The 25,984-nt window shown below is 46.0% G+C and carries 21 protein-coding genes, 2 tRNA genes and 1 pseudogene; 21 read left to right on the forward strand and 3 right to left on the reverse strand.

The window, feature by feature from the left end; translation table 11 throughout:
• Nucleotides 1–179: 179 nt before the first annotated feature.
• The 7 genes from selA to VX941_07845 all read left to right on the forward strand — a co-directional run bounded on the left by selA (nt 180) and on the right by VX941_07845 (nt 6,161).
• Nucleotides 180–1,598, forward strand: a complete 1,419-nt coding sequence (gene selA, locus VX941_07815; GenBank protein ID MEE2933316.1) for an L-seryl-tRNA(Sec) selenium transferase — start codon at nt 180–182, stop codon at nt 1,596–1,598.
• 3 nt (nt 1,599–1,601) lie between these two features.
• Nucleotides 1,602–3,545 carry a selenocysteine-specific translation elongation factor gene (selB, locus tag VX941_07820; protein ID MEE2933317.1) on the forward strand — a complete coding sequence of 648 codons (1,944 nt, stop codon included), beginning with the start codon at nt 1,602–1,604 and terminating at the stop codon, nt 3,543–3,545.
• Nucleotides 3,546–3,726: 181 nt separating this feature from the next.
• A tRNA-Sec gene (locus VX941_07825) sits at nt 3,727–3,823 on the forward strand.
• A 41-nt stretch (nt 3,824–3,864) separates the two neighbouring features.
• Complete coding sequence (locus VX941_07830) at nt 3,865–4,416, forward strand: carboxymuconolactone decarboxylase family protein (GenBank protein ID MEE2933318.1); 552 nt, start codon at nt 3,865–3,867, stop codon at nt 4,414–4,416.
• A gap of 59 nt (nt 4,417–4,475) precedes the next feature.
• Complete coding sequence (locus VX941_07835; protein MEE2933319.1) at nt 4,476–5,594, forward strand: hypothetical protein; 1,119 nt, start codon at nt 4,476–4,478, stop codon at nt 5,592–5,594.
• An 18-nt stretch (nt 5,595–5,612) separates the two neighbouring features.
• A complete protein-coding gene (locus VX941_07840; GenBank protein ID MEE2933320.1) occupies nt 5,613–5,918 on the forward strand; it encodes a hypothetical protein in 306 nt (101 codons plus the stop codon).
• 21 nt (nt 5,919–5,939) lie between these two features.
• The gene (locus VX941_07845) at nt 5,940–6,161 is read left to right on the forward strand and encodes a hypothetical protein (protein ID MEE2933321.1); all 222 of its coding nucleotides are present in this window, start codon (nt 5,940–5,942) and stop codon (nt 6,159–6,161) included.
• 28 nt (nt 6,162–6,189) lie between these two features.
• On the opposite strand, the pseudogene VX941_07850 reads toward VX941_07845, so the two are convergent.
• A pseudogene (locus VX941_07850) lies at nt 6,190–6,798 on the reverse strand (tripartite tricarboxylate transporter substrate-binding protein).
• A gap of 257 nt (nt 6,799–7,055) precedes the next feature.
• Here VX941_07850 and VX941_07855 point away from each other — a divergent pair.
• The 10 genes from VX941_07855 to VX941_07900 all read left to right on the forward strand — a co-directional run bounded on the left by VX941_07855 (nt 7,056) and on the right by VX941_07900 (nt 20,676).
• A complete protein-coding gene (locus VX941_07855) occupies nt 7,056–7,958 on the forward strand; it encodes a DUF1932 domain-containing protein (protein ID MEE2933322.1) in 903 nt (300 codons plus the stop codon).
• Between the two features lie 95 nt (nt 7,959–8,053).
• A complete protein-coding gene (locus VX941_07860; GenBank protein ID MEE2933323.1) occupies nt 8,054–8,968 on the forward strand; it encodes an alpha/beta hydrolase in 915 nt (304 codons plus the stop codon).
• The gene (locus tag VX941_07865) at nt 8,958–9,791 is read left to right on the forward strand and encodes an alpha/beta hydrolase (GenBank protein MEE2933324.1); all 834 of its coding nucleotides are present in this window, start codon (nt 8,958–8,960) and stop codon (nt 9,789–9,791) included. The genes VX941_07860 and VX941_07865 overlap by 11 nt, the downstream gene beginning before the upstream one ends.
• Before the next feature lie 6 nt (nt 9,792–9,797).
• Nucleotides 9,798–10,694 carry an alpha/beta hydrolase gene (locus tag VX941_07870; GenBank protein ID MEE2933325.1) on the forward strand — a complete coding sequence of 299 codons (897 nt, stop codon included), beginning with the start codon at nt 9,798–9,800 and terminating at the stop codon, nt 10,692–10,694.
• A 14-nt stretch (nt 10,695–10,708) separates the two neighbouring features.
• A complete protein-coding gene (locus VX941_07875) occupies nt 10,709–11,590 on the forward strand; it encodes an alpha/beta hydrolase (GenBank protein ID MEE2933326.1) in 882 nt (293 codons plus the stop codon).
• Nucleotides 11,591–11,618: 28 nt separating this feature from the next.
• Nucleotides 11,619–15,224: an ABC transporter ATP-binding protein gene (locus tag VX941_07880; GenBank protein ID MEE2933327.1), complete on the forward strand. Its 3,606-nt coding sequence runs from the start codon at nt 11,619–11,621 to the stop codon at nt 15,222–15,224.
• A gap of 94 nt (nt 15,225–15,318) precedes the next feature.
• The gene (locus VX941_07885) at nt 15,319–16,797 is read left to right on the forward strand and encodes an aldehyde dehydrogenase (protein MEE2933328.1); all 1,479 of its coding nucleotides are present in this window, start codon (nt 15,319–15,321) and stop codon (nt 16,795–16,797) included.
• A 28-nt stretch (nt 16,798–16,825) separates the two neighbouring features.
• Nucleotides 16,826–18,211 carry an MmgE/PrpD family protein gene (locus VX941_07890; protein MEE2933329.1) on the forward strand — a complete coding sequence of 462 codons (1,386 nt, stop codon included), beginning with the start codon at nt 16,826–16,828 and terminating at the stop codon, nt 18,209–18,211.
• Between the two features lie 2 nt (nt 18,212–18,213).
• A complete protein-coding gene (locus tag VX941_07895) occupies nt 18,214–19,938 on the forward strand; it encodes a gamma-glutamyltransferase family protein (protein ID MEE2933330.1) in 1,725 nt (574 codons plus the stop codon).
• Nucleotides 19,939–20,151: 213 nt separating this feature from the next.
• Nucleotides 20,152–20,676 carry a hypothetical protein gene (locus VX941_07900; GenBank protein ID MEE2933331.1) on the forward strand — a complete coding sequence of 175 codons (525 nt, stop codon included), beginning with the start codon at nt 20,152–20,154 and terminating at the stop codon, nt 20,674–20,676.
• Nucleotides 20,677–20,760: 84 nt separating this feature from the next.
• Here the strand turns inward: VX941_07900 and recQ are convergent, their stop codons facing one another.
• Nucleotides 20,761–22,587 carry a DNA helicase RecQ gene (gene recQ / locus VX941_07905; GenBank protein MEE2933332.1) on the reverse strand — a complete coding sequence of 609 codons (1,827 nt, stop codon included), beginning with the start codon at nt 22,585–22,587 and terminating at the stop codon, nt 20,761–20,763.
• A 169-nt stretch (nt 22,588–22,756) separates the two neighbouring features.
• On the opposite strand from recQ, the gene VX941_07910 reads away from it, so the two are divergent.
• Nucleotides 22,757–23,137 carry a ketosteroid isomerase family protein gene (locus VX941_07910; protein MEE2933333.1) on the forward strand — a complete coding sequence of 127 codons (381 nt, stop codon included), beginning with the start codon at nt 22,757–22,759 and terminating at the stop codon, nt 23,135–23,137.
• 9 nt (nt 23,138–23,146) lie between these two features.
• Here VX941_07910 and VX941_07915 read toward each other — a convergent pair.
• A tRNA-Thr gene (locus tag VX941_07915) sits at nt 23,147–23,221 on the reverse strand.
• A gap of 390 nt (nt 23,222–23,611) precedes the next feature.
• Between VX941_07915 and dcd the strand changes: the two genes are divergently transcribed.
• The 3 genes from dcd to VX941_07930 all read left to right on the forward strand — a co-directional run bounded on the left by dcd (nt 23,612) and on the right by VX941_07930 (nt 25,959).
• Nucleotides 23,612–24,166, forward strand: coding sequence for a dCTP deaminase (gene dcd / locus VX941_07920; GenBank protein ID MEE2933334.1), 555 nt, complete (start codon nt 23,612–23,614; stop codon nt 24,164–24,166).
• An 83-nt stretch (nt 24,167–24,249) separates the two neighbouring features.
• Nucleotides 24,250–25,524, forward strand: coding sequence for a UDP-N-acetylglucosamine 1-carboxyvinyltransferase (gene murA / locus VX941_07925; protein MEE2933335.1), 1,275 nt, complete (start codon nt 24,250–24,252; stop codon nt 25,522–25,524).
• Nucleotides 25,525–25,527: 3 nt separating this feature from the next.
• Entirely contained in the window at nt 25,528–25,959 is a 432-nt protein-coding gene (locus VX941_07930) for a DUF2948 family protein (GenBank protein MEE2933336.1), read from the forward strand.
• Nucleotides 25,960–25,984 lie beyond the last annotated feature (25 nt).

Below are 25,984 nucleotides of genomic sequence, written 5' to 3' on the forward strand. Positions count from 1 at the left end.
CGGTATTGTACACATCCAGCATTTAAGCGCCCGCACCCAATGGCCGGTGATTTTGCAATAATATTGATCAACATGATTTTTTTTTAGGCAAATATTTTGCCTAGGATTATAATTCTCTGTTTCTTTGCTTATGGTTAGTTTGAACACTACAATAGGTTTAGACCATAAAGGAAATTGTGATGGGTCGAAATAAAGATACCGAACAGCTGCGACCGCCGTCTGTAGATAAAATACTCAAGACTCCGGAAATGGAGATGGCGTGCGAGGCTTATGGGCGCTATTTGGTAGCGGACGCCATTCGCGAAGAATTAGGATCACTCCGTTCTTCAATAGTATCGGGCATTGTGACTCCAGCAATGATGGATTCACAAAATATTTTTGTAGCGGTTAATAAACGCTTGTCCAGTTGGCTGCGCCCATCACTCCAGCGAGTTTTTAACCTTACGGGGACAGTTTTACACACTAATTTAGGCAGGGCATCTATACCGATTGAAGCGATAGACGCAGTGACTATGGTCGCTACCGGGGCCTCGAATTTGGAATATGACCTAGGTAAGGGCTGCCGTGGTGACCGAGATGATCATATCGAACCTTTAATCTGTAAATTGACAGGAGCAGAGGCAGCTACGGTGGTTAATAATAATGCTGCGGCAGTATTACTATTGTTAAATACAATTGCTAACAAAAAGGAAGTGTTAGTATCGCGAGGTCAACTAGTTGAGATAGGTGGATCTTTCCGTATTCCTGACATCATGAAGCGCGCAGGCTGCAAGTTACGTGAGGTGGGGACAACTAATCGCACACATAAAGAGGATTATGCCGAGGTAATTGAAAAAAAGACCGCACTACTAATGTCAGTCCATACTAGTAATTACGTTGTGACTGGCTTTACTGCAGAGGTGTCACAATCTGATCTGGCGACGATCGCTCATAAACATAGTTTACCTTATGCGGTAGACCTTGGCAGTGGTATGCTGATTGACATGACGCAGTTTGGTTTACCTCATGAGCCAACACCCCAAGATGCAATCACAAATGGTGCCGACCTCGTTACATTTAGCAGCGACAAGTTGCTCGGAGGTCCTCAGGCCGGGATAATCGCAGGGCGCGCCGCACTAATTAAAAAGATTAAAAAAAATCCATTAAAACGGGCACTGAGGCTTGATAAGATGACGATTGCTGCGTTGGAGGCTGTGCTAAGGCTCTATTTGAACCCAGATTGTCTAGTTGAACGCTTGCCTTCGTTGAGGGCGCTGGCCAAGCCTAAGATAAATATAATGAATGAGGCAACGGAGATAGCTGCCGCTGTTAGCGAAGCATTAAAAAAAAACGCGACCGTAGACGTTGTTGAAATGAAAAGTCAGGTAGGAAGTGGTTCGCAACCGACAAGCCTATTGCCAAGTGGTGGGCTTGCGATTGTGCCAGTTGGAGGGAAGAAAGGTCGTGGTTCGAAATTGAAAACACTCGCCGCTGCCTTTCGAAATTTACCGATACCAGTAATAGGCCGTGTTACTGAGGATAAATTTTTGCTTGATTTTCGTTGCCTTGACAATCGCGTCGAGTTTGAGGCGCAGTTAGATCATCTTAAGTACTCCTAATCCATGATAGTGGCAACGGCAGGACATATAGACCATGGGAAAACCGTGTTAGTGCATGCGCTAACCGGAGTGAATACGGATAGGCTACCGGAAGAAAAATCACGCGGTCTTTCGATCGACTTGGGCTTTGCATATCGTTCGTTCGATCAGAATCATACTATTGGATTTGTTGATGTGCCGGGGCATGAGAAATTCATTAGAAATATGTTGGCTGGCGTGACTGGGATCGATTTCGCTCTATTGGTAATTGCTGCTGACGACGGTCCTATGCCTCAGACCAGAGAGCACTTGGCAATTATAAATCTTCTTGGCGTCGAAAATGGTGCGATTGCATTAACTAAAATAGATCGGATCGATCAAGAACGGCGAGTTGAAGTACAAAAAGAAATTGCATCACTAGTTGCTGAAACAGTCATGGAGAACAAACCTATATTTCCATGCTCTAGCCAGACAGGTGAGGGTATTATTGAGCTGAGTGAACATCTCAAAGAAAAGGCCCTGGAAAATACTTCAAGAGCAAAAACAGGAAGATTTCGAATGGCAATCGATCGGGTCTTCACGCTCGCCGGCGCAGGATTAGTAGTTACTGGAACTGTTTTCTCAGGAAAGACTGTATTAGGCGACCGGCTTTTAGTTTCGCCGCAAGGCCTAAATGTGCGGATCCGTTCAATCCATGCCCAAAATTCTGAGAGTGAACTTGGGTATGCAGGTCAGCGATGTGCCCTAAATCTTACAGGAAGTGGTATTGATAGGGCGACAGTCTCGCGTGGAGATTGGGTACTAGATGGCGAACTGCATCGGCCAACAACACGTATTGATGCCGCCATTACTGTTCTCAAGTCAGAAAGAAGGTCTCTCATGCACTGGACGTCAGTTCATATTCACATCGGAGCTAAAGATGTTACTGGCCGGGTGGCAGTGTTAGAGCAGCAGACCATAGCTCCCGGGAAACATGGCTTGGTTCAGCTTATAACAGATGAGGAATTAGGGTGTCTGCACGGTGATCGATTAGTTATTCGTGATCAGTCAGCACGTCGCACTATCGCAGGAGGTATGGTGCTTGATCCATTTGCTTCTGAAAGAGGAAGACGAAAACCAGACCGTTTCAAGACTTTAAGAGCATTGGAATGTTCCGATCCGGGAAAAGCGCTAGGTAGCTTACTAGAGTGCCAACGAAACGGCGTTAACTTGAGCCGCTTTAAGATTCTTTGGAATATATGCGACAAAGAAGCTGAGATATTATGGCAGAACTCAAACATGATCTGTATCAAGTCTGCTGACAAGGCAACTGGTATCTCTCTAAATTACTGGGCTCTTTTAAAATCGAAATGTATTCATAGTCTTGAGGCATGGCATCAACGTTGGCCAGACAGGCCAGGCCCTGAGAAAGAGCGATTACGGCGTTCGATGGTATCACCAGTTGATGAGCCAATTTTTTCAGCAGTAATAAGTGAGCTCATCCGGACTGGTTCAATTATTGCGAATGGTGCGTTTTTGTGTTTGCCGGGATATAGGCCCAAATTTGAAGGAAAGACAGCTTCTCTTTGGGAGCAAGTAGCAAAGTTACTAGTTAATGATAGCTTGCGTCCACCTCGTACCCGCGAGATAGCGGCTGAAGTTAATATAGATCTCAAGAAAGTTGAAGAGCTACTAACCCGCGCAACTTCTATGGGGCTTGTCTATCGAATCTCGGATAACCGGTATTTCCTCTCTGAGACTGTGCAAACATTAGCAGCAATAGCAGAGCGAATAGCTAGTGAGGCCGATGATGGTATGTTTACTGCTAAGTTGTACCGAGACAACACTACTATAGGCCGCAATTTGGCAATTGAAGTGTTAGAGTTCTTCGATAGAAAAAAATTTACCAAGCGGATTAACGATAAGAGAATAATAGAATGTTCACACCAAGAAATTTTTGGTTCTACACTCGATAAATCGAATGTGTAGGGCCGGGAAAAGAACATTTTTGGAGAGCAAAGTTCTGGCCTTTGTGAGGTTTTACTATCTGATATCTTATGATCTTAGATCTTGTAGAAAATGTTTTTAGACGCGTAGTATTCGTTGGCTCAGTCTTGCTATAATTTATAGTCGCTTGATCACTTGCTCGTCGCAGCATAATCTCTCGATTGGAGGCGTCACGTTGCCCGGTGGTGCGCCCGGTCTTCAAAACCGGAGAGGGGTGTTTTGATGCTCCTGGTGGGTTCGACTCCCACACGCTTCCGCCAACCAACATAATTGTAAGGTTTTTATTATATAGGATCGATAAATGGCACGGATTGAGTATCCAGACCTTTCACAACTTTCAGAGGACGTTCAGAAACTGGCGGCGCGTATAAACCCAATGCTGAACGTTTTTCGAATGCTTGCTCATGCTGAGTCTGCATACTATGGCTTCATGAAGTTCGGAAATGCTCTTCTAATGAGGTCTGAACTTGATCCGATTTTGAGGGAAATTATCATACTCCGGGTTGGTCATCTGTCGAAGTCATCCTACGAGATTTATCAACACGAGAAAATTGCCCGCCATGTTGGTGTGTCATGGGACAAAATCAAGGCAGTGAGTTCGGGGGAGAATGAGGATATTTTCGATTATATCGAGAATATCGTTATCCGGTTTACTGACGAAGTTGTACACTCGATTAAGGCAAAGGAAAATACCTTTGATACCATTTCCACATATCTTAACCCTCGTCAATTGAATGAGGCAATTTTAATTATTGGATTTTACATGATGGTCTGTCGTTACCTTGAGAATCTTGAGATTGATATTGAAGAAGAGGGCGATGTGGACCCAACACTAAATTTTGTGCCAGACTGACTTATAAATTGATTTAGAAACACTGATTAAAAGATTTGTCACATTAGGTGGGGGAGGATATGGCTCCAATCGTCAAAAAGCAAATAGCCTTACAGAGTACAGTGCCCTCCAATATTGATCTTGTGGAGTGGTATTACGAACAAGGGTTCTCTGATGGATTACCAGTGGTTCCTCCTACTCCGGGGAAAATTGATGCGATGTTAGAGGAGCTGGGCGGTGTAACAGGGAGTGCTGTGTGCAGAGTGCCACCTCGTTGGGGCACATTAACTACCGAGGTGCTTGCGATCAACTTGGTCATGGCTGGGTGCAAACCAGAATATGCGAGAGTAGTGCGTGCGGCATTAGTAGCTTTGACTGATAATGCCTTTAATCTGAATGGTGTGCAGGCAACAACTCATATGGCTTCTCCACTTTTAGTAGTGAATGGACCTGTGAGAGGTGAGATCGGGATGAACTCTGGTTATAATACATTTGGGTCAGGTAATCGTGCCAATGCGACAATAGGCCGTGCTGTTCGTATGGTCTTGCTAAATGTAGGCGGAGCATGGCCTGGGGATCTTGATAAATCGACATTGGGGTCTCCAGCAAAATACGCATACTGTATCGCTGAAAATGAAGAAGAAAGTCCCTTTGTTCCTTATCACGTGGACAAAGGGTATGATGCTTCTGAGTCAACGGTCTTTGTTATGGCTGCAGAACCTCCCCACTCAGTCACCAACCATGTTGCTGATGACCCTGAGGGGGTGCTAGAGTCTGTGTCCTCTGCGATGAGCACTTTTGCCAATAATAATGCAGTATCAGGTGGTCACTGCGCCATTGTCTTGGGGCCAGAACACGCAAAAACCATAAGTAGTAAAGGATGGAGCCGTAGCGACATAAGGAACTTTCTTTGGATGCACTCCGGGAACAGATTCGGTGATATAGCTTTTAATCATCGTTATGGTAAAATTTACAATCGTAACCTTCCTAAATGGTATAAACGCGGTATTGAAGACCGAATCCCTATTGTGTCTTCACCCGATCATATCCATCTCTTCGTTGCCGGTGGAGAGGCAGGGCGGTTCTCTGCCTTTATTCCCGGGTGGGGCCATATGACCAATCCAGTATTACGCTCTGTTTCGGGATTGCCGGCTACAACAACAGCTACACTGTGTAATGATGAAGCTTGTCAGTATTAAAATCTTGGGAGAGGAAATATGATTTCAGGAGAAACCGCTCAACAGCAGGCTGTCTATGATCCACGCGGCAGCGCCGAGGTCGATTTGGTCCCACTGTCTATACGACCAAAATCACTTCTGCATTTGAGACTTGCAGTACTTGATAATACGAAATGGAATGCAGGAAAACTTCTGCGCAAAACCATGTCAAAGCTCGACGAAGAATTTAGTTTCGAGAGTATAAATTATTACAAAAAGGAGAGTTTTTCGAAGGTTGCTTCTGCTCCGTTACTAGCGGAGATTGCCGAACATAATGATATAGCAATTACTGCTATTGGGGATTGAGGCTCATGCACATCGTGCTGTATGCATGATGGCTTTGCGCTTGAAAAGTATCAAATTCCTACGGCAGTAATCTGTACGACCACATTTCTGCATGAAGCGCATCAACAGCGTACCGCATTAGGTATGAGGGATCTCGAACCAGTGGCTATAACACATCCTCTCAGCACTATCTCTGATGAGGAAATAGAAATGCGCGTGGATGAGGCTACTTTGCAAATCCGTAGGGTCTTAATGGGAAAATAATTGATTTTTTTAAGCGAGCATAGGCCTCTCAACAGTCTACATTGTTTTTAGCACTTTGCTGAAGGGAGCCTGCTCTATAATGGCGGTTAGTTTTTTGTGCGTGTTGTTTGCCAATTAGAAGCCCGCGTGCTTGCGCTCCACCTTTTGCTGGCACACCAACTGCGTCCATATTGTTTTTTTTGAAGGCAAGTCCCGCAATACCCCAAGTTGTGGTCCGACCCGGAGTTGAATATCTTACTTTCCCGGGATTGGCCTTGACATGATCGACTAATCATTTAGCGGTTCTAAATCTACTACCATGGTGAACGAATAAGGCAGGTAAGAGGCGGCCGACCATGCATACAATTTTGAAATCCTTGAATGGATCAACTGGTGCCTTGCGAAACTGCGTGGAAAAATAAAATGAACCGCCAGAAGCAAGACAAAGGGTATGGCCGCCCGGTGTAGAATCAGCAACATATTTTGTTGCAGGGATGGTTGATCCACCGGGGTTATTGACCATAATGATTGGCTGGTTATTGATAAAGATAGGAGCAACAGAAGTGAGAGCACGAGCATACGAGTCTGTTCCACCGCCTGCACCAAACCCGACAACAAGAGTTATAGGTTTATAGGGGAATACTGAGAAAGCTGGCACAGCGACAGAAGCTAAAGCAAAAGTGCTAGCTGCGAAAAATATTTTGAAATTCGAAATCAAATCCCTGTACGATGCGAGTATTTTCTACATTATTATTGTTTTAGTATTGTTATTTTCATTACTTTTCATCATAGCACGACCAACTGCGATGTTTCTAGTAAGGGCCTCTGCTGTGATAAATCTTATAATAACAGTATGATGTATACTGCCCGAGCTATTATCCATTCAACAAATAGCAAGCCATGAAAGGATTGGCCATGACAATAGAAACAGTAGCAGTTTTAAGCCCCGGTGATATGGGACACAATTATGGCATTGCGCTCGGCAGGGCGGGCTTTCGAATCATCACCTGCCTCGATGGGCGCAGTGAACGCACCAAGGAGTTGGCACTGAAGGCCAATTTTGAGGATATGGGTAATATTGATGATGTTGTTCTCGAGGGAGATTTGATTTTATCCATAATGCCTCCAGCTAATTCAGTAGGCATTGCGAAAGAAATAGCTAAAGCAATGAAAAGAACAGGGTCCAAACCTCACTTTGCAGATTGCAATGCTATATCGCCGAGCACCTCTAAGGTTGTTGGCACGCACATTGTCGGCGCTGGAGCTAATTACATTGATGCTGGAATTGTTGGTCCCGGGCCTGGAACTCGCGAACGGCCTACTAGCATGTATGTCAGTGGCCCCGATACCAAGGCAGTGATGGAAATTAACGGCCCACACATTGAAGTTATAGATCTTGGTACTGAGATTGGTAAAGCCTCAGCTGCAAAGATGTGCTACGCTGCTATTACGAAAGGAAGTTGGACACTATATACGACAGCACTTGTAACCGCGGAGGCACTCGGAGTTTCAGAACATCTTCATAGCGCGCTCGAAGAGAGCCGTCCGGCTATCTGGGCCGACATCAACAAGATGTTACCTCGATTGCCGCTCGATGCGGGCCGTTGGATTGGTGAAATGGAAGAAATAGCTGAGACTATGGGAGCAGCTGGGGCTTCATCACACTTCCACCGAGGTGCAGCCGAAACAATGGAACTTCTTGATTCTACACCAATCGCTCAAGAAACAAGGGAAAATTATGATAAAGATCGAACTTTGCAGCAATGTATTGAAATTTTTGCAAAACATTTGCCAGTAAAAAGTGCGAAGAAAAACTAAGAAATATATTTGTCCGCAAAGTATCGACATCAATTTAGCAACTTGGCCTGTTTCAGAGGGTCTCCTATCTCACCAATTATAATAGAGGGTGTCGCATGTGTAGCTGGGAAGAGGCACGGGCATTAGAGGAAGAATTATTGAGCGGCTGCGAGGTTCGGAAAACGGCTTGCGGAGATGGACACATGGTTTGGCGCATTTGGGGTAGTGGGCCTCCCCTAGTAATGCTTCACGGAGGGGCTGGTTCGTGGCGGCATTGGGCACTGAACATTCGCAGTTTGGCGAGGCACTTTACGCTCTTTATTGCAGACTTGCCTGGTTTAGGAGACTCCGCTGAGCCGCCAATACCTTTCGATAATAATAATTTTCGTTTCTCTGTAGGGCATTTAGCTAATATAATTTGTGACGGCATTAATGCATTGATCGGAGAAAAGGCGCATTTCAAAATTTTGGCTTTTTCCTTTGGCGCTATAAATAGCGGATATGTAGCATTGCGTATGGGATCACGCGTTCAGCACCTGACCCTTGTTGGTGCAGGGGCGATGGGGTGCCCTTGGAGTGGTTTGCCTGCTGAGCCGAAATCACTGAGGGGCACAAAGACAGAGAAAGAGCGGCGTGAAGTGCACCGTCATAATCTAGGTATATTAATGATTGGAAATCCAAATAATATCGATGACAGAGCAGTTTACCTTCAGTCAGAAAACATTTCCCGAGCAAGGCTACGCAGTTACCGCATAGCGGGAACTGACACCCTTCGTTGGGCACTTGAGCAGGTCAACATTCCCATAAGTGGTATTTGGGGGCGGGGCGATGTCTACGCTATGCCAGATCTGGAAGAGCGGATCGATGTTATAAAAGGGATCTTTAGCAGTGCTGACTGCAGGATCATTGAGGGGGCTGGCCATTGGGTTATGTATGAGGCGTCTGATACTTTTAATCAGATAGGGTTAGAACAATTAGGCGCAATTGCTCATAAAGGCGAGGATGAGGTTGGGCAAGCAAATGCACGCTGACGAATATATCGCGAAAATAGAATCATTGTCGGATGTAAAGACTTCGCGTTGCGGTGGAGGGGAAATGGTCTGGCATGTTTGGGGTGAAGGCGAGCCTTTGATATTATTTCATGGCGGGTTCGGAAGCTGGACCCATTGGATCAAAAATATCGAATTCTTTGCTCGTCATTTTCAGGTATTCTGTCCTGATATTCCATGTCATGGGGATTCCTCCATGGCCCCTCAGCCGCACGACGCACCGAACATAAGCAAGATCATCTCTGATGGCATAGATCAGGTACTGCCAAATTTTACAAAATTGCGAATGTGCGGGTTTTCATTTGGGGGAATTATGGCCGGCAATACAGCAGTATGGCAGGGCGAACGCGTACACAAATTGCTAATAGTGGGGTCGAATGGTCTTGACTGCAGAAAAGGACCCATTTCCGGTTTACAGGATTGGCGTAAATCAAATACTTCAAAAGAACGACTTGTTTGCCATCAACGTAATCTCGAGATCATTATGTTCGGAAATCCACAAAATGTCGACGATCTGGCAATCTGTATCCAAGATAGGAATACTCGGCGATCCCGAATGAAGTCTCGTCATATTGCGAGCACACCGGCGCTGCTCAATGCGTTGCCGAAGTTGAAGGGCAGTTTATATGGCATCTGGGGCGAAAAGGATGTCTACGCTCGGGATTACATGTATGAACGTCGTAACGTGTTTGAACGGATACAACCTTGTTGTGAATTTGAAGTCATTCCTGAGGCTGGTCATTGGGTGCCTTATGAAGCAGCTGCACAATTTAATTTGTTAGCATTGGAAATGTTAAGGGATTGAGCTTGCATGCTACTGGAAAAACAACGAGAGGCTCTTAAAGGAGGTGTTCCGCGGCATGGGGAAACACCGGCAGATTGTGTTGCTCGGTTTGATAGTTCAGCAAAGATCTTAAATACCCCTTGCGGTGATGGAAGTATGGTGTGGAGAAAATGGGGTGATGGTGATCCAGTGCTTTTTTTTCATGGCAATCACGGCTCCTGGACCCACTGGATCCGGAATATCAGTGTTGTAGCTGAGAGATACGCCGTTTTTTGCGCAGATTCTCCGGGGCTTGGAGACTCCTCCCTGCCTCCATCTCCTTACAGCTTGGAGTGTATCATAGATGCATTCGAAATTGGGATTAAGGATTTAATTTCCGAAAAAGTACCGATTCATTTTATAGGGTTTTCCTATGGAAGCGCTATTGCTGCTAATACAGCGCTTCGCCTCAAAGAGCGTGTGAAATCATTGACGATGTGCGCATCTGCACGATTGACAGCAACTTCAGAAATTCCGCGCGTCATGAAAAGCTGGCGCCGCGCATCAACAGATGAAGATAGGTGGGAGGCACACAGACACAATCTCGCTGAGATGATGATCGCAAAGCCGGAGTGTATCGACGATCTAGCTGTTTACCTGCAAAGTCAAAATGCGCCACGTGCACGCATACGTACGAAGGAATTTATTCCCCGCGATAGCTTGATAAACGCTCTTATTGGGTTGAGAGGTGTACCTATGCTAAATATCTGGGGAACCGAAGACGGTTTCTTTAGGGCATTTCTTGAAAGCAAAACAGAACTTATTGACGGAAACAATATCGAGCTTGATGTAAAGACCATAGCCAATGTGTCCCACTGGTCACCCTATGAGGCATACACAACTGTCAACGAATGGTTAATGGAGTGGTTTCAGGCACATGATTAGATTTAGTAATACCAATGGAAAATGATGGTCTGGTTGGCGGCTTTCCGCGCATCGATGAAACACCAGAGGAGTGTGTGGCTCGTTTTGAGAATGCAGCCGAGATTGCTTATACACCATGTGGTGATGGCCATGTGATATGGCATATTTGGGGAGATGGTGATCCTTTACTGCTATTGCATGGCAATCATGGAAGCTGGACTCACTGGATCAAAAATATACCATTTCTTTCCGAACAATATCGTGTCCTTGTTCCAGATGCTCCAGGGTTGGGGGATTCCTCGGTACCTCCGGAACCTCATTCCATGGATGGGATAGCTTCTATTATGAACTCGGGTCTGGACAACTTAATAGGGTCCAAAACTCGATGTCATATGGCGGGTTTCTCCTATGGCAGTACACTGGGTGGTTACATGGCAATGGGCTTAGGGGCACGTCTCAAGACATTCGCTATGATAGGAGCGGCTCGGTTGACTGGCCAACGCACTATGGTAGAGGGCTTGATCAACTGGAAACGCTTGAAAGATCCAGAAGAGATCGTTGAGGCGCATCGACACAACCTAGGTCAAGTTATGTTTAGCGGACCGAGAGCAGTTGACGATCTTGCTCTTTATACCCAGGTCAAAAATGCGCCGCGAGCCAGAGTGAAGGCCCACCATTTCGCTCGTCGTCTAACCCTGCCAGATGCATTGGTTGGATCGGCGGCACAAATTTGTACTTATTGGGGCACAGCAGATCAGTATTACCCCCATTATATTCAATCATACGACGAGCAGATTTCTGCGCGAGGTCTTAAAATAAAAACTGAAATCATAGAGGGTGCTGGTCATTGGACAATTTATGAGGCACCAAACGAAATGAACGAAAAATTGCTCACATTTATGAAATCGCATGATTGAAGCTATTTTAAAACTGTAATTGTAGCCAATGTATTTCGACTCCAGATTGTGGCCATATACTAAAGGTGTGCGCTTACGCATTTTAGCAGCAGTCCTTGTTGGACTGCTAGCAGCCTCATTCGGTGTAGGACGTTTGGCTTTGCTTGGCTGGTTATTGGGGCAGGTCTGGGAGGGCACGCCACTAACTCAATTATTGGTGCCAATATCAGTTATTGCGGTCGTAATGTTATGCCGAGGTTGGCTTGAATATTGGCGCAACATGATCGCGCACAAGACAGCAGCTAAGGTTCAGTTGCATATCCGCAAAATATTGTACAAACAGGTAGTCGCACTCGGACCATCTTATTTTGGGAACGAAAGAACAGGTTCAGTAATAGCTGCTATGATTGACGGTGTTGAGCAGTTAGAAATTTATTTTGGCCAATACATACCACAGCTTTGCATCGCCACTATAACGCCGCTTGCAATTTTCGTGGGTGTTGCATTTTTGGATACTCCCGTCGCGCTAGTAATGCTTGGGGCAGCTTTAGTTACACTGGTTGGGCCGCAGATTTTTCATAAAATGGAAGCAAAAAATTCGCGGCAACGCTCAATTGCATTCAAAGCCTTTGCTGCAGAATTTCTAGACGCGGTTCAGGGGCTTGGCACACTGAAGGCATTTGGACAAGCGAAGAGACGTGCATTATATCTAGCGCTGAAAGCGAGGGAATTACTGCGTTCAACCATGTGGGTCCTCGCTACGAATCAGATTGCGCGTGGTCTAACAGATGCTGGTATTGCGGTGGGTGTTGCGGCGACCCTAACATTGGGAGCCTACCGGTTGGTCGAAGGAGAAATTTCGCTTACTGCTTTATTGATTATCCTTATGATGGGTACCGAGGCTTACCGTCCACTTCGCGATATGCGGTCATTGCTTCACGCTGGCATGACCGGAAGGTCGGCAGCAGATATGATGCTAGGGCTTTTAGGTTCGAGACCCGAAATTCAAGAGTGCGTCGACGCTCAACCAACTCCCGATTTATCCCCAACAATTTCATTCGAAAACGTAAAATTTTCGTACCCCAATTCCCGACGCAAGGCTCATAGAGGGTTGAGCTTTGAATTAGCACAAGGGGAGAGGGTCGGCATAGTTGGTCCATCTGGTTGTGGTAAGTCGACGATTGTCAAGTTGTTACTCCGACAATATGATCCGAGTGAGGGTGAGATTCTACTTGGTGGAATTAAGTTACGTGATTTGCGATTGGAGGATCTCCGCAAACAAATGGCAGTCGTAAATCAAGATACCTATCTTTTCCATGGAACGGTCGAAGATAATATCCGCCTAGGAAAGCCAGACGCCACAGAAGATGAAATAAAGGCCGCAGCAATTTCGGCCAATGCACATGAGTTTATAAAACAATTGCCACAGATGTATGAAACTACCATCGGCGAACGTGGCATTAGACTTTCGGGCGGCCAGCGTCAGCGTATCGCTATCGCAAGAGCCTTGTTACGCGATGCGCCGATATTAGTGCTTGATGAAGCCTTGTCGTCCGTAGATGCTGAAAATGAAGCGATCATTCAAGAAGCGCTTGACCGATTAATGCAAGGCCGAACGGTGTTAATTTTTGCTCACCGGCTTTCTAGTGTTATAGGTGCTAACAGAATATTGGTCTTGGAAAATGGAAGAGTTTGTGAGCAAGGAGATCATGAGGAGTTGCTTGCTGCTGGCGGAATTTATCACAAACTAATGGCTGCACAGGCAGCTCAAGTAGGAGAATATCAGGTTTCATATTTCGGTACAGACGACACCACACCAAACCAAACGAAGAAAACGAATGATATTGGTTATCTTGCTGAGGCTGAAGCACAAAGTGAGCCCACTGATGCCATACTCAGAGCAAATGGAATGGGCTGGTTAGATGTATTCCGTGAATTATTGAGTTTCGCCGGACCTTGGCGTATTCAGTTGTTGACGACTTTCATGCTGGGTGTGGCGCGAGTTTGCGCATTTATTGGTGTGGGCGTGATGGGTGCGTTAGCAGTAAGTGCAATTAAGCTAAACGGACCATTCGAAGTGTATTTAATATGGCTCGGTATTCTCGCTCCCACGGCAGGTGTCCTTCATTGGCTCGAAAGCTGGCTTGCCCACGATTTTGCTTATCGGATGCTTGCAGAGATGCGGATCCAATTGTTTGAAAAACTTGAGGCTTTGGCACCATCTTATTTGCTTAGAAGACGTACTGGTGATCTCGTAAGCATGGCGACACAGGATGTTGAGACAATCGAGTATTTTTTTGCACACACTATTGCACCGGCATTTGTCGCGGTTTTGGTTCCATTTGTTGTTTTTACAGTATTGATAGTAGAAGGGTGGCAACTTGCGTTAGCGCTCGCTCCGTTCTTAGCGTGGGTTGCTTTAAGTCCCTTTCTTATGCGTAAGCGTATTGACCGGTTAGCATCGCGTGCGCGGGAAGTACTAGGGAACTTAAATGCTCATGCTGTAGATACGGTCCAGGGGCTAGTAGAAATTACAGCATTTCAGGCGGAACGACGTCGCGAGATTGAGTTTATTCAGAAGGTGCGGGAACACCATCAAGTTCGTCTTCCTTTCTTCTCAGATATGACTGCACAGGCGGCCATGTTAGAAACCGCTATCGGCCTCGGTGGTCTTGCCGTCATCACAACTGGTGCTCACCTTGTCACAGTTGGGTCATTTGAACCTGCTAATTTACCCCTTTTGACCATTCTTGCGATGGCCGCGTTTTTACCGATTTCAGAAATTGCTCATATTGGTCGACATCTTGCTGACACACTCGGATCGACACGCAGGGTTTACGCAGTTCATGGCGAGCCGGTTGATGTAACCGATGGGCCGGGCGCTTCAATGCCAAAAAATGTGGGTGGGGCAGAGCTGGCTCTAGAAAAAGTATCGTTTCGTTATTTTGGGCGCAAGCAAGATGCTCTGCATAAGATTGAATTCACCATTCCTGCCGGTAAAACCGTGGCACTAGTGGGCCCATCGGGTTCAGGCAAAAGTACCACTGCACACCTCTTAATGCGATTTTGGGACCCAAATAACGGCCGGGTGACGATGGATGGCTGTGATCTTCGCGAATTTGCGCTTGATGACCTGCGTCGGCAAATAGCACTCGTGGCTCAGGATACCTATCTTTTCAACGACACCTTAAAGAACAATATATTAATGGCCAAGCCAGACGCTAGTGATGCTGAGGTTAATAAGGCTGTACAAAGAGCTGCGCTTGGAGATTTCGTTTCAACCGTGCCAGGTGGATTGGATTCCTCGGTTGGCGAACGTGGCATGCATCTTTCTGGAGGGCAGCGTCAACGAGTTGCGATTGCGCGTGCATTCCTAAAAGACGCACCCGTGCTTATTTTGGACGAAGCAACCAGTCATCTCGACGCTGTAAGTGAGGCATCTGTGCGAGACGCCTTGAAAGAATTAATGGCAAATCGCACCACGCTCGTTATTGCGCATCGATTATCGACAATTCGTGAAGCGGATTTAATCGTAACGCTTGAAAATGGTTCTATTTCCGAAGTTGGGTCGCATGACGAATTGCTTTCAAATAACGGATTATATGCAAAATTAGTTTCGCGTCAGATGGTTGGGTCGGCACAGAGCATTGCCTAAAAAAACCCCAGCCCCTTGCGCTGGAGGCCAATACCGGCTGTAATTGAGGTGTATAGAAATACAAGCAGAAATATAGGAGGTACTGATGGCAGCTCTGAAGCGCTATCAGCATTACATTAATGGTAAGTGGATAGACCCATCCAACGATGATTGGATAGAAAGTTACAACCCTTATTCGGGAAAACCGTGGGCCGAAGTTCCTCGCGGAGATGCTGCGGATGCTGATCGTGCTGTTTCGGCTGCATTCAAAGCTTACTCATCTGGTGTTTGGCCTAATTTGGGAGCTACAGAGCGCGGTAGCCTGATGCGTAAGTTGGGGGACCTCGTTGCTACCAATTCCCAAAAGCTTGCAGCCATTGAAGTTCAAGACAATGGCAAGCTCATGGCAGAAATGGGTGCACAGCTAGGCTATATTCCCCAATGGTATTATTATTTTGGTGGATTAGCTGACAAGATTGAGGGATCAGTCTTGCCGATTGATAAGCCCGACACATTTAATTTTACTGTTCATGAGCCACTAGGGGTGTGCGTTGCAATAACGCCATGGAATTCCCCGTTATTGATCACTGCTTGGAAACTTGCTCCAGCTTTGGCAGCTGGCAATACGGTAGTGATAAAGCCATCAGAATACACTTCTGCATCTACTTTTGAGTTTGTAAAATTAGTTGAGGAGGCAGGCATTCCACCGGGTGTTATAAACGTTGTTTCCGGCTATGGTAAAGAAATAGGTGAGGCGCTTGTTGCGCATGAAAAAGTTGCAAAGGTTTCTTTTACCGGCGGCACGGGTAGTGGAACTCGGGTTTACGAAAATGCTGCTAGCGGTCTTAAAAAGGTTAGTCTTGAGCTTGGGGGTAAATCACCGAACATTGTGTTTGATGACTGCGAGATCGAGAATGCAGTTAAAGGTGTGATATCGGGGATATTTGCAGCTACTGGGCAAACATGCATAGCTGGATCTCGCCTCTTGGTTCAAGAAAGCATTCATGATGAGTTTGTGGATAGGCTAATTATATTAGCTAAAACCGCGAAAATGGGCGATCCTATGTCAATAGAAACACAGGTTGGCCCCGTAACGACACCGCCGCAGTTTCAAAAAATTCTTGGTTATTTTGATATAGCGAAAGAAGATGGAGCAGAGTGTGTGCTGGGTGGTAGTAAATCCGAAGACCCAGCCCTTGAGAATGGTTGGTTTGTCCAGCCGACAATCTACACGGGTGTAAAAAACTCAATGCGCATTGCTCAGGAAGAAATATTTGGACCGGTATTGTCAGTAATTCCATTTAAAGATGACGACCACGCGGTCGAAATCGCTAATGATGTCGTTTATGGTCTTGCTTCAGGTGTATGGACACAGAGTATTCGTCGCGCCCTTGAAATTTCTAAACGTATTCAAGCAGGCACAGTTTGGGTCAATACTTATCGAGCAGTCAGTTTTGTCTCGCCCTTTGGGGGGTTTAAACGTTCAGGATTAGGTAAAGAAAGTGGCCAGCAAGCGATACGCGAGTACATGCAAACAAAAAGTATCTGGATAAGCACAGCAGAAGAGGTGCCGAATCCATTCATTATTCGATAATAGTTTTCTTAATGGGAGGAATTAACGTATGGCGCAAATTGCTTTTGATCAACCAGAAGCCAAGGGGCTAACAGCTAAGTTGGCAAACCACGCTGCAGACCTGTCATTCGACGAATTGCCAGATGATATTGTATCAATTGCAAAGTGCTGTTTTCTTGATTGGTTAGCTGTAACCCTGGCTGCGCAAGATGATCCCATAACAAAGATGCTTATTTCTGAGGCCAAAGAACAAGGAGGTAATCCACAAGCAACAATCATTGGCGATGGACTCAAAACTTCGGTTTCGCAAGCGGCTCTCATTAATGGGACCGTTAGCCACGCTTTGGATTATGATGATGTAAATCTGTTAATGATTGGTCATCCATCTGTCATTACTTTTGCGGCTATGATGGGGCCGGCCGAGCGTGATGGCACAAGCGGTAGGGATTTCATTACTGCTTTTGTTGCTGGAACCGAGATTGGTTGCCGCATAGGCAAACAGCTGATGGGAGAGTCCCATTACCAAAAAGGCTGGCATATGACTGGGACTGCGGGCACTTTTGCTGCTGCTGCCGCTGCTGGGAAGATTCTTGGTCTCAAACCAGACACTATGTCTGTTGCATTTGGAATTGCGGCCAGCCAGGCGGCTGGGCTAAAAGCGAATTTTGGTACCATGTGTAAGCCGATGCATGCAGGGAAGGCATGTCAAAACGGTCTTTTTGCGGCTTCGATGGCTAAACGCGGTTGGACTAGTAATAGGGAGATACTCGAATGTGTCCAAGGGTTTGGCGATACACAAACAAATGCATTCACGCCGGATCTCGCGACTGATGGGTTGGGTGAAAGGTTTCTGACGCGTGGAATGTTATTTAAATATCATGCAGCTTGTTATGGGACTCACGCTGCAATCGAAGCAGCTAGGGTTGTGCGTTCTACTCATGGCGTCACACCCGACGAGATAGAAAATGTCGAACTCCACGTACCATCAGGTTACTTTAAAATGTGTAATATCCACGAGCCCCGCACGGGCCTTGAGGGTAAATTTAGTCTTCGTTTCACGACAGCGATGGGACTTTTAGGCGAAGACACGAGCAGTATGGACAGCTATTCAGTTGAGAAATGCACGCACCCAGCGGTCATTGCGATGAGAGATCGAATAAAAGTTGTAGCCAATGACGATTTAGAAAACGATCATGCAGTTGCGGATATTATATTAACGAAGAAGAATGGTAGCGTGGTTCGCCAAAGTGGAGCCGTCTACGAACCAGAAACCGATCAATCGAGGCAGTGGGCGCGGTTGACTGAGAAGTTCATTAGTCTTGCTTTGCCGGTTATTGGTGCTGACAAAGCGGGTCAGATTGTAGATAAGGTCGGGGCATTACAGTCATTGGATGATCTTCAATTTATTTCCAAACTCGCGGTGAAAGAGGGTTAGATATGCCTGCGCCACATCGTGCTCGCGCGTTATCAAACCGTCACATGGTTGCAGCCGGGAATTATCATGCGGCGCTAGTTGGGATGAATATTCTCGAAGCCGGCGGAAATGCAATCGATGCTGGTGTGGCAGCGGGTATAGCCTTAGGGGTTACAAATTGTGATCAGGTCAACTTTGGTGGCGTTGCACCTATCATGATACGCATGGCCGAAACGGCAAAAGTAATGACGATCTCAGGTCTTGGATGGTGGCCTAAAGCCGCCAACATTAAATATTTTATCAATGAACATAAAGGTAAGATGCCACCAGGCATAAGACGTACTGTTATTCCAGCAGCACCCGATGCATGGATAACAGCGCTTGAACTTTACGGCACTATGACATTTGGTGAAGTTGTTGAGGGTGCGAGACGGCTAGCAATTAATGGATATCCTGCAACAACACTGAACGCGGAGTTGATTTCAGCTAATAAGGAGGCTCTTCTCAAATGGCCTGCTAACAGAGAAGTGTTTTTGCCAAACGGCAATCCGCCTAAAGCAGGAGAAAATTTTTTCCAGACTGACCTAGCGGCTACAATGCAATATATGGTCGATGAGGAAATGGCGGCAAAGGGTGGACGTGAGGAGGGTTTGAGGGCGGCTAGAGATGCGTTTTATAAAGGTGACATAGCTAAGAAGATTGCTGCCTACAATAGTGCAAACGGCGGCTGGATCACGCGCGAAGATTTAGCTGAGTATAGGTCAGGTCATGAAGAGCCTTATTCCATTAAATTTATGGATTACACGGTATTTGGTTGTGGGCCCTGGTGTCAGGGGCCTATAATTCTTGAAACATTAAATATTCTAAGAGGTATTGACCTCAAATCGATGGGGCATAACTCGCCCGAGTACCTTCACACCATACTGGAAGCACTCAATCTCTCCTATGCTGACCGACATTTCTATCAGGGCGATCCCCGTTTTGTTGATGTGCCGATGGGTGAGCTTTTAAGCGATGACTATGGGGCGTTGCGTAGGGATATGATCGACCCTAGCAAAGCATTCGGAGAAATGCCACCGCCGGGCGATGCAGAACAGCTCGGGATCACACCTAGAAAGAATGTGGAGGTTGGTAAAAAGACTTTAGGCTTTAAAGAGATGGCTGTAGACACAGCGTATACCTGTGTTATCGATAAATACGGTAATGCATTTTCGGCTACACCAAGTGATGGCCAACATTCATCTCCAATGATCCCAGGGCTTGGTTTCGTGCCGTCGAATAGAGGTTCCCAATCATGGACCGATCCCAATAACCCGGCCTGTATGGCTGCTGGCAAGCGGCCAAGATTGACCCCAAATCCAGCACTTGCAATTAAGGAAAACGAGTGGATCATGCCCTTCGGATCCCCAGGTAACGATGTGCAGCCACAAGCTATGATTCAAGTATTGCTTAATCAACATCTTTGGGGAATGCGGCCGCTGGAGGCGGTAGAAGCACCACGGGTGGCATCAACTAATTTTCCAAGGTCGTCTGAACCGCATGATTATTTTGCCGGTCGCATTAATGTTGAAGGGCGGATCAATCAAAAAACATGCAAAAAACTTTCAGCACTTGGGCACGATGTCGTTATGTGGCCAGATTGGGAGTGGAGGGCTGGCGCAGTGTGTCTGATCAGAGCAGATTTGAAAACGGGTGTTATGGAGGGTGCTGCTGATCCTAGGAGACCCGGCCTAGCATTAGGAGCATAAGCTCTGAGAAAATATACCGCTATAAGTTATCGCTGAAGATAGATCTCGAACCTGTTAAGAAGAAAGACTCTATTAAACTTATGAAGTGGGCTTAAGGTAGTTGTGACGGGAATGTTTTATTTTTGGACTGTAGTTCAGGGTCCAGAATCATTTCGTATATCGATCTAATGAGGTAATGTATTATAATAATTTACTGAGAGGGAGAATTATAAAATGAGCCATACCATAGAAAGCTTTAGTGCCTCCTGCAAACAATTGCTGAAAGATGAACCGGGGCCAGCTGGACGTGAAAGAGTGCGAGCACTCCTAAGTGATGTTCTCATGGATGACGAATTTATTTCTACACATTTTGGCCCTGATAATGTTGACCCTCGAAAATGTCTATATGAGGATGCCGATTTAGGGTTTTGTATTTTTGCCCATGTACATACTGGATCCAAGGAGAGCCCGCCGCATGACCATGGGCCGCAATGGGCAATTTATGGCCAGGCAGATGGCATCACTGACATGAGTGAGTGGGATCTAATTACTGCACCGGTTGGCGAAAGACCTGGCAAGGTAAAATTAAACAAGACCTATAGAATGAAGCGTGGAGACGTTTATCTCTACAATGAGAAGCAGCTTCATTCTCCCCGTCGCGATGGTCCGACAAAGTTGATACGCATAGAGGGCTCAAATCTTGATTTTGTGAAGCGTCAACGGTTTGAGCCGATCGACGAGGTGGCAGCAGCTGAATAAGTTCTAAAAATGTCCTCAACATCAGTAAACTTGATCTTTTGGGGCAAATATTGACCAGTTACCCTTCACAAAAGCTAAGATTGATCATTGGTGTTGCTTATTAGGTCCTGCAGAAGTGGAATTAATAACCCTAAGAAACAAATCAGCGAAAAGCTTTAATTTGGCTTTACCAACACCATTCACTTCCGCGAATTCTGACTCGGTGCGTGGCATTTTTTTAGCCATTTGCGTTAGGGTTCGGTCTGTAAATATTAGGTAGGCCGGAACTCTACGTTGGCATGCAAGCTTAAGCCTCAGGTGTTTTAGGTTAGCGAGTAATCTTGTTTGTGGTTGTGTTAAGGTAGCGTCTGTTTCAGGCGACGGTAGCATATTAGGTTTTTTTATTGCTGGCTTAAATGGGGTTAATCGATATCGAAAAGTCTCCAGGCCAGTTTCTAGTGCCCTGCCCTTTTGAGTTATTTTAAGCCCTCCGTAATTCTCGATATCTGTATTGAGAAATCCTGCGGCCACTAGTTGTCGAATTATGGAGCGCCACTCCTGTACTTTGTGGCTTTTGCCACTGCAGAAGGTTTCAAGGTCCTGATGGCCGGCTTTCAGAATCTTTTCTGTGTTTGTGCCTCGGAGTACATCTATCAAATGAGCAACTCCATAGATCATTCCGGTTTGGCGAATAACTCTCATCAGTAACTTAGCGTCTTCAGTCCCATCAATCCGAGCAGTTGGATTTAGGCAAAGGTCGCAATTACCGCAGGCAGTGCTTTGCTCGCCGAAATAGCCGAGCAATGTCTTTCTGCGACATTCCGGCGCTTCGCAGAACCCTAGCAGAGCATCGAGTTTTTGATGTTCGCGACGCTTGCGATCATTACTACTATCCTCTTGGTCTATGAACAAACGGCGCATTCGTATATCTTGAAGTCCATAAAGCATATGCGCCTCAGCGGGCTCTCTATCACGTCCGGCACGGCCAATCTCCTGATAATAGGACTCGAGTGTACTGGGGAGGTCGGTATGGAAAACATACCGCACATCGGCTTTATCAATGCCCATTCCGAAAGCGATGGTCGCGACAATAACAACTCCGGGTTCTGTCATGAATATATTCTGATGTTGATCACGTATTTCTGCTGATAAACCAGCATGATAGGGTAGCGCTGGAATACTTTCCTTACAAAGAAGAGCCGCCGCCTCTTCCGTTTTTTTTCGTGAAAGACAATAAATTATCCCACTCTGCCCCTTTCTAATTTTCGTAAAAGCTACCATTTGGGATTTCCAGTTATTCTTCATTTCGACCGAGATTGTTATATTCGGTCGATCAAAACCAAGAACGATAGTCCTAGCGTTCCCATTAAAGAGTTTATCTAAAATGTCTGTTTGCGTTGTGGGATCGGCCGTCGCCGTAAGAGCGGCTATGGGCGCTTTTGGGAAGTGGTCCCGAAGGGTTCCTAAAAGCTCGTACTCTGGTCTAAAGCTTGGCCCCCATTGCGATATGCAGTGAGCCTCATCTATGGCAATTAAACCAACTTCAAGCTTGGTGAGCGCATCGAGCATACGGTTCGTCATTACACGTTCCGGTGCGAGATAGATTATCTTAATCTGCCCCGCCGCAACTTGGCGCCATGCAGCAACATTTTCTGCTCGGCTTTGTGAAGAATTAATGCTGACAGCAGCCACGCCAAGAAGCTTCAAGGCGGTTACTTGATCTTGCATAAGTGCAACTAACGGAGATATTACTACCGTAAGTCCGGGCCTTATCAATGCTGGAACCTGAAAACAAAAGCTTTTGCCAGAGCCCGTTGGCATAACAGCGAGTGCATTGTGACCAGACAAAAGCGTATCAATCACTTCCTCTTGCCCTGGCCTGAATTTGTCGAAGCCAAAAGTCTCCCGTAGGATCTTGTATTTATCAGACAATGAATTATTCATTTAACTTAGGTCGTGTTTATAATACCGTGAACATAACCTTTCTAAATAAATGTGTGACGTCGGAATAGTTATTTAAATCATTTCCTTGTGGACGAAATTGGGGATGTTTGAGTAGTGATTTCCTCGCGATTAATATACAAACAGGGAGCATCCTAAGATGGAAGCAGCCAAATTTGCAGCCAATTGGGTAGATGTTGTTAATAAAAAATCCGTGACCCAGATACTTGCTCTTTACTCCGGAAGAGCCACTTTGCTGCCAACTTTTTCATCTATACCAGCCAAAGGGCACAATCAGATTGAAGCTTATTTTAGGCGATTGTTGTCTCGGGATGCTGTCGCTGTGGAGCTTGATGACGAATCAGTCGGCGTAGATGATATATCAGCGAATACAAAGTCTACTTATGGGACATATACTTTTTTGTACAACGTACGGGGAGTGAGAAAAAGTTTTCCGGCGCGATTCACCTTCGTTCTTGATACGGATAATATTGCACCCATAATACATCACCATTCATCACTAATTCCTCCTTCTTCATAATTTGGAGGCTGGTGCCGCCGAGTGGAATTGAACCACTGGCCTCGCCCTTACCAAGGGCGCGCTCTACCCCTGAGCTACGGCGGCACAACTGCTGAATGCCCGGTATATGCCATAGTGAACTTTGTCCGGCAAGCTGTTGAATTATTATCGTAACTGGTTTTTTTCGTTCGGTAGGTTTATTTATGAACGAACCTGTTAAACCGAATCACTTGGCAAATGAATAAAAAAACCGCGAAACCGGAAACATCTAAAAATCTCAATGCGAGCGAAAAACGATCTAGCCGAAAAGCGCGACAGGGTGAAGCGTTGCGAGAGAACTTATTGAAAAGAAAGGCACAAAGAAGGCAGCGGCTAGAAAAGAATTAAAAAAATAGGTGTTTTTCTTCCAAGACAAAAATTCAGAACTGAGCCTCGTCTTGTGAACCCGACCTTCATCGTTTAGTCATCAAATACAACAAAAAAAGTGGGGATAACATGACAATCATGCCAGATAGTTGGATTCGCGAGAAAGCCCATAAAGATGGCATGATTGATCCTTTTATTGATGCACAGAACCGTGATGGGACCATTTCGTTTGGTGTTTCATCATATGGATATGATGCGAGAGTAAGCAGAGAATTTAAGATTTTTACGAACGTGGATAATGCGATCGTTGATCCGAAGGCATTTTCGGACCAAAGTTTTGTCGAACGTGATACAGATGTCTGCATCATCCCACCAAATTCTTTTGCTCTTGCCTCTACGGTGGAATATTTCCGTATCCCTCGGAATGTTTTGGTTATTTGCCTTGGTAAGTCAACGTATGCTCGTTGCGGAATAATTGTGAATGTTACGCCGTTGGAGCCTGAGTGGGAAGGACATGTAACACTCGAATTTTCAAATACCACGCCATTGCCAGCGAAAATATATGCCGAAGAGGGAGCGTGCCAATTTTTGTTTCTCAAGGGTGATGGTGAGCCGGATATATCATATGCCGACCGGAAGGGAAAATATATGGGGCAACGAGGGGTAACTCTGCCTAGGTTGTAAAAAATTAGTTCTACATGGGTACTGAGTAATTCAGCTTCGACTGAATGGTATCTACTTTCCCAGCGGTGAAATTGAAGAGTGCTATGGATCGCGTAAGAATCAAAGGCGGACACAGAATTGAGGGAATAATTCCAATTAGTGGAGCCAAGAATGCTGCTCTGCCTTTAATGGCCGCAAGTTTACTCACCGGGGAGCCGGTAACATTATCTAATGTGCCGAATTTGGAGGATATAAGAACGCTAGCTGACTTGCTTGAACAGCATGGTGTGTTTGTTGATAGACATTTAGATAGGGCAGAAATTACCTTTACTGCGTGCGAAATAAGTAACACGACAGCACCTTATGATTTGGTGAGGAAGATGAGGGCTAGCGTGCTTGTGCTCGGACCTATTCTCAGCCGATTCGGTAAAGCCAAAGTGTCATTGCCTGGTGGTTGTGCGATTGGTACTAGGCCTATTGATTTGCATTTAAAGGCTCTAGAGCTTTTGGGTGCAGATATAGTTCTCGATGGGGGCTATGTCTTGGCTTCAGCTCCCTGCGGATTGAAGGGCGCCGATATCACGTTTCCTTTCGTTTCAGTGGGAGCTACCGAAAATATTATGATGGCAGCCACCCTCGCTGACGGAGAAACGAGGTTGATCAATGCTGCCCGTGAACCTGAAATAATTGATCTCGCGAATTGTTTAACTTCCATGGGCGCAAGTATCGAGGGGATAGGGAGTGATACGCTGGTAATTCAGGGCAGAAAATTACTTGGAGGTGTGCGCCACACAGTCATGCCAGACAGAATTGAGACCGGGACATATGCAATGGCTGCTGCAGCTACCGGCGGCGACGTACTGCTGAAAGGTGCTCAACCGAAACATCTTGTTGCGGTAACTGATAAACTAACGGAGGCTGGGGCTGTAATCACAGAGATTCCCGGAAAGAACGGAGGGCTACGAATAGCTTGTCAAGGCGGTGGTTTAGTTGGTGTTGACGTTATGACTGAGCCCTTTCCCGGTTTTCCAACAGACCTTCAGGCCCAATTTATGGCTCTGCTGAGTCTATCGGATGGAGCGTCGATGATAACGGAGCAAATCTTTGAAAATCGATTCATGCATGTACCTGAACTGATGCGTATGGGTGCAAACATAAATTTGCATGGAGGGTCGGCAATGGTTCGAGGTGTTAAGGCCCTTAAAGGAGCGCCTGTGATGGCTACTGATCTTCGCGCTTCCGTTAGCTTAGTAATAGCGGGTCTTGCTGCTGAAGGTGAGACGCTAGTGAGTAGAGTCTATCATCTCGATCGTGGTTATGAATGTCTGGAAAGAAAATTAGCATCGTGTGGTGCGCAGATAGAGCGCATTGAGGATTAGCCAATGACTGAAGAGGCGGAATATTCGCCTATAAAATTGAGAGCATGTTCGCTTGAAGACCTTTCGTTAATCTCGGCACTATTGCAGGACGCGATAGTGCCGATCGGAGATATTGCATTTCTTAAGGATGAGAAATCCTTTGTCTTAGTTGCAAGCAGATATTGCTGGGAATATGATAATAAGGGGAGCGGGCTTCGTGTTTTGTCCGGGCTCCGTTTTGATTGTGTAAAGCGCGCAGTTTCCAGAGAAATTGATCGTCGTGATAGAAACCAATTTCTGGAATTATTATCTATAAATTATTCAGATGGCTTTGTTGCAATCCATTTTTCTCGAGGAGGAGCGGTCCGTCTGGAGGTTGAGCGTCTCAACGTTGCTGTCCAAGACCTTTCCGAACCCCACCCAACAACATTTCAACCTCGGCATTCCGAAAATTGAACTCTTACCGAATGCGATCAAAGGT

It is taken from the genome of Pseudomonadota bacterium, from assembly GCA_036339585.1.
GTDB lineage: Bacteria > Pseudomonadota > Alphaproteobacteria > UBA8366 > UBA8366 > UBA8366.